This is a genomic window from Roseovarius sp. YIN77 (assembly GCF_057219155.1).
Genome location: NZ_JBXVVI010000011.1, coordinates 23,033 through 34,745, shown reverse-complemented (window position 1 = coordinate 34,745; position 11,713 = coordinate 23,033). Strand labels below are relative to the sequence as shown.

10 protein-coding genes are annotated in these 11,713 nt (G+C 59.2%); 2 read left to right on the top strand and 8 right to left on the bottom strand.

What is annotated here, in order from left to right:
* Window positions 1–85: 85 nt before the first annotated feature.
* Complete coding sequence (locus tag AC2D8P_RS10725; RefSeq protein ID WP_484702638.1) at window positions 86–1,306, top strand: class I SAM-dependent methyltransferase; 1,221 nt, start codon at window positions 86–88, stop codon at window positions 1,304–1,306.
* A 75-nt stretch (window positions 1,307–1,381) separates the two neighbouring features.
* On the opposite strand, the gene AC2D8P_RS10720 is transcribed toward AC2D8P_RS10725, so the two are convergent.
* The 7 genes from AC2D8P_RS10720 to AC2D8P_RS10690 all read right to left on the bottom strand — a co-directional run bounded on the left by AC2D8P_RS10720 (window position 1,382) and on the right by AC2D8P_RS10690 (window position 10,033).
* Window positions 1,382–2,002, bottom strand: a complete 621-nt coding sequence (locus AC2D8P_RS10720; protein WP_484702636.1) for an aminotransferase class IV family protein — start codon at window positions 2,000–2,002, stop codon at window positions 1,382–1,384.
* On the bottom strand, window positions 1,995–3,125 hold the full coding sequence (locus AC2D8P_RS10715) for an aminodeoxychorismate synthase component I (RefSeq protein ID WP_484702635.1): 1,131 nt from the start codon (window positions 3,123–3,125) through the stop codon (window positions 1,995–1,997). Before AC2D8P_RS10715 ends, AC2D8P_RS10720 begins: the two co-directional genes overlap by 8 nt.
* Before the next feature lie 77 nt (window positions 3,126–3,202).
* Window positions 3,203–4,240: an ACP S-malonyltransferase gene (locus AC2D8P_RS10710; protein ID WP_484702633.1), complete on the bottom strand. Its 1,038-nt coding sequence runs from the start codon at window positions 4,238–4,240 to the stop codon at window positions 3,203–3,205.
* Window positions 4,237–6,420: a dehydrogenase E1 component subunit alpha/beta gene (locus tag AC2D8P_RS10705; RefSeq protein WP_484702632.1), complete on the bottom strand. Its 2,184-nt coding sequence runs from the start codon at window positions 6,418–6,420 to the stop codon at window positions 4,237–4,239. The genes AC2D8P_RS10710 and AC2D8P_RS10705 overlap by 4 nt, the downstream gene beginning before the upstream one ends.
* Window positions 6,421–6,510: 90 nt before the next feature.
* Window positions 6,511–7,725, bottom strand: coding sequence for an acyl-CoA dehydrogenase (locus AC2D8P_RS10700; RefSeq protein ID WP_484702630.1), 1,215 nt, complete (start codon window positions 7,723–7,725; stop codon window positions 6,511–6,513).
* Between the two features lies 1 nt (window position 7,726).
* A complete protein-coding gene (locus AC2D8P_RS10695; protein WP_484702628.1) occupies window positions 7,727–8,926 on the bottom strand; it encodes a pyridoxal phosphate-dependent aminotransferase in 1,200 nt (399 codons plus the stop codon).
* 48 nt (window positions 8,927–8,974) lie between these two features.
* A complete protein-coding gene (locus AC2D8P_RS10690) occupies window positions 8,975–10,033 on the bottom strand; it encodes a saccharopine dehydrogenase family protein (RefSeq protein WP_484702627.1) in 1,059 nt (352 codons plus the stop codon).
* A gap of 105 nt (window positions 10,034–10,138) precedes the next feature.
* On the opposite strand from AC2D8P_RS10690, the gene gcvA reads away from it, so the two are divergent.
* Window positions 10,139–11,050: a transcriptional regulator GcvA gene (gcvA, locus tag AC2D8P_RS10685; RefSeq protein ID WP_484702626.1), complete on the top strand. Its 912-nt coding sequence runs from the start codon at window positions 10,139–10,141 to the stop codon at window positions 11,048–11,050.
* 8 nt (window positions 11,051–11,058) lie between these two features.
* On the opposite strand, the gene AC2D8P_RS10680 is transcribed toward gcvA, so the two are convergent.
* On the bottom strand, window positions 11,059–11,685 hold the full coding sequence (locus AC2D8P_RS10680; protein ID WP_484702625.1) for a CPBP family glutamic-type intramembrane protease: 627 nt from the start codon (window positions 11,683–11,685) through the stop codon (window positions 11,059–11,061).
* Between the last annotated feature and the right edge of the window lie 28 nt (window positions 11,686–11,713).

Sequence of the window (11,713 nt, the reverse complement as noted above, 5' to 3'; positions counted from 1 at the left end):
CTGGACAAGTTACGCTGAAATTGGTCAAATTCTTCCTGCGAAAGACAATGCTGGAACGCACGAACTGAGAATTTGGGGGTGTGCGATGTGGGATAAAATCTTTCTAACGATGCTTGGGCGGATCGTGAAAGACGGCAGCCTGACCATCATAATGCCTGACGGCACATCAAGCACCTTTGGTGACGGCAGCGGTGTACCGGTTCGGGTGACGATAACAGACCCGCAGATGCCAAGGAAATTTGTGATCAGCCCCGAACTGGCCGCGGGTGAGGCCTATATGGATGAGACGCTGACCATAGAGGATGATGATCTTTACGGCCTGATCAGCATCGGCATCCGCAATTTTTCAATTGGCAAGGGTCACGGGCTGGAACGGTTGTTTGGGCGCATTGTTGGTCGGTTCAAACAGATCAACCCGATCGGGCGGGCGCAACGCAATGTGGCCCATCATTATGATCTGTCAGGTGCGTTGTATGATCTGTTTTTGGACGCGGACAAGCAATATTCCTGCGCTTATTTCAAAGATTCTGACATGTCCTTGGAAGAGGCGCAGGTTGCGAAAAAGGCCCATATCGCCCGGAAACTTTGTCTGGAGCCGGGGGTGAGGGTACTGGATATTGGTTGCGGATGGGGTGGGATGGCGATCACTTTGGCCCGCGATTTCGGGGTTAGGGTGACGGGCGTGACCTTGTCGGAAGAACAGCACAAGGTGGCGACAGAACGGGTGCATGCGGCCGGGCTGCAAGATCAGATCGACATTCGCCTGCAGGATTATCGCCGGGTTGCTGACCGGTTCGATCGCATTGTTTCGGTCGGCATGTTCGAACACGTGGGCGTGCCGCATTACCGGGAGTATTTCCGCAATATCCGCCGGATGCTGACATCCGATGGCGTGGCCCTGATCCACACGATCGGGCGCTGCGATGTGCCAAGCCGCACAAGCCCTTGGATTGACAAGTATATTTTCCCCGGCGGTTACATCCCGTCGCTGTCAGAAACCGCAAAAGCGATTGAAAAGGAACAGCTTTGGACCACGGATATAGAGGTCTGGCGGCTGCATTATGCCGAAACGCTGAAGGTCTGGTATGAACGGTTCATGGCCAATCTCGACAAGGTGCGAGAGATCTATGACGAACGCTTCATCCGTATGTGGCGGTTCTATCTGATCTCGGCGGAGCTGACCTTCCGCCTGCATCGGCAGGTGGTGTTCCAGTTTCAGTTGACCCGCCAGCAGGACGCGGTGCCCCTGACCCGGGACTATTTGTATCTGCCAGAGGAACGGCAGGTCAGGGATGCGGCGGAGTAAGCGCAGGTCGTTTGGCTGGTCAAAACAGGTGTCTGCAGCACGTCGGTATTGCGTCGGTATTACGACGGTGTGGATTTACGTGCTGATGAGCGTGGCCGGGATCAGCCCGCGCAACGAATTTCCGACATAAAGGCGCTGTGCGCGGATCAGGTCAGCGGGGGTTAGGGTGGCCTCTTGGGCTTTGCCGCTCTCCAACATCTCTTCGCGCAGGATGCCGGGCAAGAGCCCGTCAGATAGCGGGGGCGTGACCAACCCGTCACCCAGATCGGCAAAGAGATTGGTGATCGTGCCTTCGCACAGATGGCCAAGTTCATTCACAAAGATCAGTTCATCCACCCCATCGGGCAGGGCGGCGCGGGCCTGATCATAAATCGCCCGGTTGGTGGTTTTCATCCCCAGCCAGCGGTCGGTCGAATGCAAGCGGTCAGGGGCGATGGCGATGCGCCATTTTGGCGGGGCATCACCCAGCGGGGCGGTTGTCAGATCAAACCCGCCCGCCCGGTCCAGCGTCAGGCGGCAGCGCAGTGGAGTTTCGTTGGTGATGCCAGAAATCAGGGTCTGCGCGCCCTCAATCACGAAGGTGATTCCCAACGTTTCCGCCGTGCGAGCCATGCGCGCCAGATGCCGGTCGATCCGCCGCGCCCCTTCACCGGAGTGCCAACCGAAGGTCTCGATGATGCGAAAAGTATCATCCATCTTGCGGCAGCCTAGCATAGCGGGATTTTAGCAAAGCCTCTTCGTATTCCGAGGGCGCTGTGCTGTCCCAGACCACCCCGCCGCCGACATTCAGACGCACGCGGCCATTTTCAAACATGCAGAGGGTACGGATTGCCACGTTGAAGGATGACCGCCCATCCGGGGCCATCCAGCCGATCGCACCGCAATAGATGCCGCGTGGCTCGGATTCCAGCTCATCAATGATCTCCATGGCGCGGTGCTTTGGCGCACCGGTGATTGATCCGCAAGGAAAGAGCGCGCGCAGGATATCGGGCAGGCCAATATTGGGCAGCAACTGGGCCTGCACACGGCTGACCATCTGATGAACGGTGGCGAAGGTCTGAACCTTGAACAGTTCTGGCACTTTCACCGATCCGATCTTGGCAATCATGCTGATATCATTGCGCAAGAGGTCCACGATCATCAGGTTTTCGGCCCGGTTCTTGGTGTCATTGTGCAGCCACGCCTTGCGGGCCTCGTCCTCCTCCGGTGTCAAGCCACGGGCGATGGTGCCTTTCATCGGCAGGGTTTCGATCACCCCGTCGGCAGTGGTGCGAAAGAAGAGTTCGGGAGAGCGGGACAGGATCAAGGGACCAATGCCGAAATCCACATAGGCCCCGTGTTCCACCGGTTGGCGCTGGGCAAGCAGCGCGTAGAGCGCGCCGGGATCACCCGTCATTTGTGCGGCCATGGGGAAGGTCAGGTTGATCTGATAGGTGTCGCCTGCACCGATATAGGCCTTGAGACGGTCAAAGGCGGCGCGGTAGTGGTCGCGGTCCCAGCGGGGTTGCGGCAGGGTCAGGTTGGCGGGGCCATTGGCTGGGGGCGTCCCGTCCGTTGGCGCATCAAAGACGCCAAAGGCCAGAAGCGGTGTATCCCGATCACCGGGCATCAGGTGGCCCAATTTCGGCATCAGGACATAGCCCAATTCATAGCTGGCATAGCCCGCGATCCAATGGCCCTGTGCCTGTGCCTGCGCGATTTGATCAAGCGCTTCGGGGACCTCTGCGGGTGTTTCAGCCACGATCAGACGCTTGGCCCCACCAAAGCGGCAGGCCCGGCCTTCGGGTCCCTGATCAAAAAATATCTGTGGCTCGCCCAAGAGATTCGCCCGTCACATCGTTCCTGATCCGGGTATAGCCGGGATCAAAACCGGATGCCTGCGAAAAATCCGACCGGTTAGCGGCCGGTGACGATGGCGCGCTGATCTTCCATCCCCATAGACAACAGGCGCGGGGCGACTTTCTGCATCTGCTGGAAGGTGGCTTTGCTGTTCATTCCGCGCCAATCGGCGGCGATTAGGGATTGCGCCACTGATCCGCCCAGCGTGGTGCCGGGGCCCAGAATGATAAACACATCGGGCATGAATTCGCGCGCGGTCAGGCGAATGGCGATGGCAAAATCGTAGGACTCCGTCACCTGATGGCCCAGCGTGTAGTCGCGCAGTCGGGTCAGGTTGGTGGCCTTCGGGTGCCACATCCCCCCGCACCCGTCGATCAGGGGCAGGTGTGGTTGCTGAAAGAGGTCAGGCCCCAGGTGAAATTGTCCCATCGTGGCGACATCCGCCATCATCGGGGTGTGAAAGGCCGCGTGGCCCGGCAGGCGCAGGGGGAAACGATCATGCACGCGGGGCATGGCGGCCTCGAACATTGCCAATCCGGCCTCATCCCCCGCCAGAACCAGCATCCCGCCAAGGTCTACGGACAGGCCAAGCGTGGCGTCGCCCGCGTTGATTTCTGCGGCTTTGGTCAGGATTTCGCCCCGCCGACCGGGGATGGCGCGCCATGTGTCATCGACATAAGGGTAAATCGTCTGCCCGCCCGGCGCATGATTGTGCATCAGTGTGCCCATGGTGTTGACGACAGTCAGGCCCTCTTGCGGCCCCAGTGCACCAGCGCAGGCAAGGGCGATATACCAGCCCATGGAATTGCCGGTGACGCCCAGAATGTCGAACCGGTCGGGGTCGATGGACAGAAAATCAGCATAGGCACAGGCATGGATCAGGGCGGAGGCATTGTCGCCCCGGATATGTGTCGCGCCGGAAAACCGTTCTGCGCCATCCAGCGTGCTGAGCGTCGGTTGACCTTGCGCACTGCGATAGGCGTCAAAGCTGGCAATCAGATCGGTCTTGTCCGCGTGGTGGCGGGAGAGATATCCCAACTCCTCGCGGTTATAGGTCCCGCGTCCGGGGGCGATGACAATGGCGGTCTGTTTCATGTCGCCCCCCATAGTTGTTCTGCCGCGGCGATGATGCTGTCTTTCGACGGCATGGTTGCGGCATAGGCGGGGCCGGTGGCGATGAAGCTGTCTTGGGCGACCTCGCGTGCGTGGTGCAGGGTGGTGCGTTCGCCGATCAGGGTCATCAGCGCCTCTGCCACATTGCCGGACCGGCGGCATTCATCGACGACCAGAACTTTTTTGGCGCCGTTCAACGCCGAGATGATCCCTTCTTCGGGAACCGGAGCAATCCAGCGGATGTCGATGATGCGGGTTTCGATCCCCTTGGCGGCCAGTTCTTTCGTGGCCTGCTGGCTGAAGTAATGGCCATTGCCATAGGTGACGATGGCCAGAGGCCCATCGCCTGTCACGCCGACCTCACCCAACCCGATACGCTCATCCGGGGCCGGGTAAGTGCGCATCCAGCCTGCATCCTTGTCCTCGTGCAAATCGCGCATCGGGTAGAGCGCGATGGGTTCGACAAAGACCACCACACGTTGTTCCTCTCGTGCCAATCGCACACATTCACGCAGCATTCGGGCGGCATCGGCCCCGTGACTGGGAACCGCGACGATCACGCCGGGGATGTCGCGCAGCACGCCCAGCGAGTTGTCATTGTGGAAATGCCCGCCAAACCCCTTTTGATAGCCCAGCCCGGCTATCCGCAGGACCATCGGGTTGGTGAACTGACCGTTAGAGAAGAAGGACAATGTCGCCGCCTCCCCCCGGATCTGATCCTCGGCATTGTGCAGATAGGCCAGGAACTGAATTTCCGGCATCGGGATGAAACCGTTATGCGCCATGCCAATGGCGAGGCCCAGAATGCTTTGTTCATCCAAAAGCGTGTCGATCACGCGGTCAGGCCCAAAGCGATCACACAGTTTTTGCGTGACGCCGTAAACGCCGCCCTTTTGCCCGACATCCTCGCCCATCACGGCGATTTCGCCATGTTCCAGCATCAGATCGGTCAGCGCCCAGTTGATCAGCCGTGACATGGGCTGCGGATCTGCCATGGCGCGCATATCGGTGCCAAAAACCTCTGCGCGTTTTACCGCATCCGGCCCATTGGTGGGGGCGCAGTCGCGCTTTGGCGGGATGATGCTCGCCATCACGTCGCTGGCGGTTTTCAGGCACGGGCGTTTGATGACCTCTTCCGCGACGCGGGCGCATTGGGCCTCTGTCTCCGTGTAAATCGCCAGCGCCTCGTCGGCGCTCAGCGCGCCCGTCTCGATCAGCAGCCGCGCGGAATGCAGTAATGGATCGTCGGCCTCCCACCCTTCAAACACCTGTTTGGACAGATAGGTTTGCTGCATGTCCGATCCGGCATGGCCGTAAAGCCGCACAAGGTTCAGATGCAGAAAAGCGGGTTTCTTACGGGTGCGGACGTATTCTGCCGCCTCCGCCGCCACGCGGTAGGTGTCAAAGATATCGAGCCCATCGGCGTGGAAATATTTTAGCCCCGGTTTGCCCGCGTAATTCGCCGCCACCCAGCCCTTGGGCGTGCGCACGGAAATGCCGATGCCGTTATCCTCGCAGACGAACAAGAGCGGTAGCGGCACCGATTGGAACGAGGTCCAGCAGGCGGTGTTGATCGCGCCCTGTGCGGTTGAATGGTTGGATGAGGCATCACCAAAGGAACACATGACGATGCTGTCATCGGACAACGCCTTGTGTTCCGGTGCCCGCCGCTTTGCCAGACCAATGGAATAGGCAGCGCCCACGGCCTTGGGCAGATGGCTGGCGATGGTGGAGGTCTGCGGTGGGATGTTCAGGCGCTTGGATCCCAGAACCTTGTGCCGCCCGCCAGAAATCGGGTCCTCTGATGACGTGGCAAAACTGAGCAGCATATCCCAGGCGGCGCTGACCCCCGGCACCATGGCCGAGCGTCGGGTCTGAAAGGCCCCGTCGCGGTAGTGAAGAAAGGCCATGTCATCTGGGCGAAGCGCGGAGGCCACTGCCGCCATGCCCTCGTGCCCTGATGATCCGATGGTATAAAACCCCTGACCCGCCGCCTGCATCTTGCGCGAGCGGCGATCAAGGTTCCGGCTGAGGCATTGGGCACGGAAAATCGCCACGGCCTCCTCGGGTGTCAGCGGCCCAGATGGTGCCGCACCCGTGGGCAGATCGCCCCCTGTCACCCGCTTCAGGAAAGCCTCATGAACAATATCCGCGCGGTCCATCAAAACGCCTCATCTTCCTTTCGCCCGAAATACCTTCGGGGGTGAATTGGCCCGTCAGGGTCAAGAGGGGGCAGACAGCCCCCGTCCCCCTCAGAAAAACGCCTGCAGCCCAGTTTGGGCGCGGCCTAGGATCAGGGCATGCACATCATGGGTGCCCTCATAAGTGTTCACGGTTTCCAGGTTCACCATATGCCGGATCACGTGAAATTCGCCGGAAATTCCATTACCGCCATGCATGTCACGGGCGTGACGCGCCACATCCAGCGCCTTGCCGCAATTGTTGCGTTTCATCAGGCTGATCATTTCCGGGGCGGCGTTGCCCTCGTCCATCAATCGGCCCACGCGCAGGCTGCCCTGTAGGCCCAGGGTGATTTCGGTCTGCATATCGGCCAGTTTTTTCTGGAAAAGCTGCGTGCCCGCCAGTGGCTTGTCGAACTGTTTGCGATCCATCCCATATTGCCGGGCCGCGTGCCAGCAAAACTCTGCCGCGCCCAGAACGCCCCAACTGATGCCATAACGCGCGCGGTTCAGGCAGCCGAACGGGCCTTTCAGCCCCTCAACATCGGGCAAAAGTGCGTCCTCGCCCACCTCGACATCCTTCATCACGATCTCGCCAGTGATCGAGGCGCGCAAGCTGAGCTTGTTGCCGATCTTGGGGGCGGAGAGCCCGGGTGTACCCTTGTCCAGGACAAAGCCCTTGATCTTGCCGCCATGGGCGTCGGACTTGGCCCAGACGACAAAGACATCGGCGATGGGGGCGTTTGAAATCCACATTTTGCTGCCGTTCAGGACGTAGCCGCCATCGGTTTTCTTCGCGACGGTTTTCATGCCCGCAGGGTCCGATCCCGCATTGGGTTCGGTCAGCCCGAAACAGCCGATCCATTCACCAGAGGCCAGTTTCGGCAGGTATTTGTTGCGCTGATCCTCTGTTCCGTAGGCATGGATCGGGTACATGACCAGCGAGCTTTGCACAGACATCATCGACCGATAGCCGCTATCCACACGCTCGACCTCTCGTGCCACGAGACCATAGCTGACATAGCCCGCACCAATCCCGCCATAAGCCTCGGGGATGGTGACGCCCAGCAGGCCCATCTCCCCCATTTCGCGAAAAATTTCAGGGTCGGTTTCCTCGCGCTCATAGGCTGCCATCACCCGCGGCATCAGTCGCTCTTGCGCGTAAGATTGCGCGGAATCGCGGATCATCCGTTCCTCTTCGGTCAACTGATCCTCAATCCGGAAGGCATCTTCCCAATTGAAGCTGCTGAGGCCCGGTTGGGATTGGGGGGATAGGTCTTTGGCCATCTCAGGCTCCTTCAAGTGTGGCGATGGCTGTGGCGATGCGATTGCATCCCTCGACCAGATCTTCCATCGCGTAGGCGTATGACAGGCGGAAATGTCCGGGCAGGCCAAAGGCGCGGCCGGGGACCAATGCGACATTGCCCTCGGACAGGATATAATCACAAAGATCGGCGTCAGATTCCAACATGTGGCCCTCTGGCGTGCGTTTGCCCAGGCAGCCGGTGCAATCCGGGAAGACATAGAACGCGCCGCCGGGGGTGGGGCAGGACATGCCATCGATTGCGTTCAGCGCGCCAACAACGTGGTCACGGCGGGATTTAAATTCGGCACAACGTTCTGAAAGAAAATCCTGCGGCCCTTGTAGGGCGGCCAATGCTGCGGCCTGAGAAATCGACGATGCGCCAGACGTGCATTGCCCCTGAACGGCGGTCATCGCCTTGATCAACTCCACCGGGCCGGTTCCCCAGCCCAGCCGCCAACCGGTCATGGCATAGGCTTTGGAGGCGCCGTTCACAATTAGCATCCGGTCGGCCAGATCGGGTGCGACTGTGCGGAAAGAGGTGAAGGGTGCATAAGCGATGTGTTCGTAAATCTCATCCGAGATGATCCAGACATGCGGGTGGTCGCGCAGCACATCGGCGAGCGCGGCCAGATCATCACCCGAATACATGGCGCCTGATGGGTTGCCAGGCGTGTTCAGAAGCAGCCAACGGGTTTTATCCGTGATCGCGGCACGCAGGGCATCCGGCGTCAGGCAAAATCCGGTGTCAGCCCCGCAAGGCACCAGCACCATTTCGGCTTCGCACATTTCGACAATATCGGAATAGCTGGTCCAATAGGGCGCTGGGGTGATAACCTGATCGCCAGGATTGAGCGAGCATTGAAAGGCGTTGTTCAAAACCTGTTTTGCGCCGGTCGAAATGATCACCTGCGCTATGTCCACCCCATTTAGATCGGCCACGGCCTGCCGCAGCGCCGGGGTGCCGGCGGTCGGCGGATAGGTGGTCTGCCCCGCGCGCGCCGCCTGCATCGCTGCGTCGATCACATGGGGCGGGGTCGGGAAATCAGGCTCCCCGGTGCCAAAGCTCAGGACATCATGACCCTTTGCCTTTCTGGCACGGGCAGCCTCGGATATGCGTACAATTTCTGACAGTTTCAGATTGCTGGCGCGGTCGGAACGGCGAAAGGGGGCAGAGGTGGTCATTTTTGATCCCAAACAGTGATGTCAATTCGCCCGAACATTCTTCAACCCTTACCCGTTGTAAAGCGATCCGGTGCGAGTTTTCAGGAAAGCGTCCAGCGGGATGTCTTCTTGTTTCAGGAAGCCGTGGCTGGGCAGGGCGCCGGCCTTGACCATCTCGATCACGCCTACCACTGATCCGGCTGTGGTCCAGGCGATGGCGGTGCGGGATTCGCCGGCGACGTTAACCGGGCGGTAGCCGCGCACGAACTCTTCGCGGGTCAGGCGCCCATCTATCAAGCCCTCGGCGGCGATGTGCACATAGACCACATCGTCAGATACGGGGGGTTTGGCATTGACGAGGATTTGCCCGGCCTCTTCGCGACGTTCACGCATCAACAGTTCGTGGAAGAAGAAATTCATCAGTTCCATATGGCCGGGATAGCGCATGGTTTTATAGTCGATATTGGCGACCGTGCCCAAATAGCTGTCGCACATGGTGCCCAGGCCCCCGGAGGTGGTGAATGCCTCGAGTTTCACCCCATCGATGTAGAGGGTTTCGTGCCATTCCATCGGGCTGACCCATTTGCGCTGGCCTTCCTCAATCACCTCGCAATCGTTCAGGTATTCGTTCACGACGCCTTCGGGTGACCAGTTGAAGGCATAGCCCATCAATCCGGTCGGGTTTTGTGGCAGGGCCCCGACGCGCATCTTACACGACCGGCATTCATCGAATTTGCTGATCAGATCGGCGCCAACGATTCCGACAAAACCCGGGGCCAGCCCGCATTGCGGCGCCATCAACCCCTTGGAAGATTTGGCAAGTTCCTGAATATGCTTGGTTGTCGGAACATCCTCTGTCAGGTCAAAATAATGGATGCCAGCCGCATGGGCAGCATTGGCCACACCAATATTCAGGTGATAGGGCAGGCAGGACAGGACGGCATCGGTTTTGGAAAAAAGATCTGCCAGAACTTCCGAGGACCCGATATCTGCAGATGTCACGGCAAAGGGCAGGGTGCCGCTGGGCGGGGCCAGATCGACGCCGGTGACGTCAAATTCCGCCTCGTGCAGCAATGTCGCTGCCAGTTTTCCAACCTTACCCAAACCCAAAACAACGATGCGCTGCATGTTCCGCCCCAATAAAGAATCTTGATTGGCGCAATACTAGCAGTTGCCGATAGGTGTAAAAATCACATAAATCGCAGTTATCCATGAGAATTGGGAATGTAGATTATGAAACCAGCCTCTCGTTCATCCCAAATCATGCCGTCCCTCGCGGCATTGCGCGCCTTTGAATGCGCGGCCCGGCATGGAAGTTTTACCCTGGCGGCTGAAGAGCTGCACCTGACACAAAGTGCGGTGAGCCGGCAGATCAAGGAATTGGAAGGCGGGCTGGGCTTTACGCTGTTTCGTCGCAACGGTCGCCGGGTGGCGTTGACCGATGCCGGGTCGCGATTTGCGCAGGACCTGTCCGTCGATCTGGATCGACTGAAACAGACCGTGACCCGGGCAGTGGCAGCTGGAAATGACAAGACAGTTTTGCGCATCGCGACCCTGTCGACCTTTGCCTGTCGATGGCTGATCCCGCGCCTGCCGGATTTCGAGGCCAAGCACCCGGATATCGAAATCAGCCTGGCCGCGCGCCTGCATCCGTTTAATTTTGAGGAAGAGCGGTTCGATCTGGCCATCCATCATGGCACGGACGATTGGCCCGACACCCAAATGAGTTTGCTGTGTCGCGAAGAGATTTTGCCTGTCTGTGCGCCCGCTTTTCGGGACAGGCACGGGTTGGACGACCTGTCCGCCCTGACTGATGCGCCGCTTTTGCATCTGGAAACCCGGTTGGGTCAGTGGGGAAATTGGCTAAGTCTGATCGGGGAGGATGTCCCATCTGCACCGCGCGGGAAAATCTATGATCAGTGGTCGATGGTCATCGCGGCAGCAGCGGCCGGTCTGGGGGTTGGATTGGTGCCGCAGTATCTGATCGAGGATGAGCTGTCCCAAGGCGCTTTGGTTGTGTTGTCCGATACGCCACTGCCGTCTGACAATGCCTATTACATCGTGACACCCGCGGGTACCAACAACCCGCTTGTTCATCGGTTCAATGCCTGGGTCAAAACCAAGGTGAAGCGGCGCCGGATCTAAAGTCGGATCTAAAACGGCCGCACCACATTGCCGGAATAGAAATAGATCCCCATCCCGACCGCGAAAAAGATGATCCCAGCCACGGAATGGAGCGCAACCGTCAGGGGGAAACTGCGCCGGATCTCATAGGCCCAGGCAAAGGCCAGGCCGCCGATGAAGGTGAGCATCGCGACGATCCAGCTCCAGTACATCAGATGGGCAAAGGCAAACAGCGCGGCGTTCAAAACCAGCCCCGTTTTATCCCCCGGCAACAGGTGCCCGTAGCGGCGGAAATACAGGGGGCGATAGATCAGTTCCTGCGGCAAGACCGACAAGATCGGGTAGAGAAGCGCGATCATCAACATCAGCCCCGGCCGTTCCCGCAACAGGAAAAACAGGGCCTCGGGCTGCGTGATCTGCACGATCACGGCGCCTACCGTCGCGGTTAGAGCACCAGCAATAGCGATGGTTCGCATGTTAATCTGAGAGGCCCCGTGAAGCAGGCTGCGCCACTGAAATTCTTTGGTCACGAACAGCAAAATCAGTACAAACGCACTGAACCCGATCAGCGCCGGAAACAACATTCCGCTGGGCAGAAACACGGCCATCAGGACCGGGGCAATCAGGTAGATTGCCAGAAATTCAATAAGACGCATCAGGGCGACCGGAGATATCAAAGTTGCC

Coding starts and splice junctions, on each gene's coding strand:
- AC2D8P_RS10725 (WP_484702638.1), top strand. CDS start 86: ATGTGGGATAAAATCTTTCTAACGATGCTTGGGCGGATCGTGAAAGAC.
- AC2D8P_RS10720 (WP_484702636.1), bottom strand. CDS start 2,002: ATGGATGATACTTTTCGCATCATCGAGACCTTCGGTTGGCACTCCGGT.
- AC2D8P_RS10710 (WP_484702633.1), bottom strand. CDS start 4,240: ATGAAACAGACCGCCATTGTCATCGCCCCCGGACGCGGGACCTATAAC.
- AC2D8P_RS10705 (WP_484702632.1), bottom strand. CDS start 6,420: ATGGACCGCGCGGATATTGTTCATGAGGCTTTCCTGAAGCGGGTGACA.
- AC2D8P_RS10700 (WP_484702630.1), bottom strand. CDS start 7,725: ATGGCCAAAGACCTATCCCCCCAATCCCAACCGGGCCTCAGCAGCTTC.
- AC2D8P_RS10695 (WP_484702628.1), bottom strand. CDS start 8,926: ATGACCACCTCTGCCCCCTTTCGCCGTTCCGACCGCGCCAGCAATCTG.
- AC2D8P_RS10690 (WP_484702627.1), bottom strand. CDS start 10,033: ATGCAGCGCATCGTTGTTTTGGGTTTGGGTAAGGTTGGAAAACTGGCA.
- gcvA (WP_484702626.1), top strand. CDS start 10,139: ATGAAACCAGCCTCTCGTTCATCCCAAATCATGCCGTCCCTCGCGGCA.
- AC2D8P_RS10680 (WP_484702625.1), bottom strand. CDS start 11,685: ATGCGTCTTATTGAATTTCTGGCAATCTACCTGATTGCCCCGGTCCTG.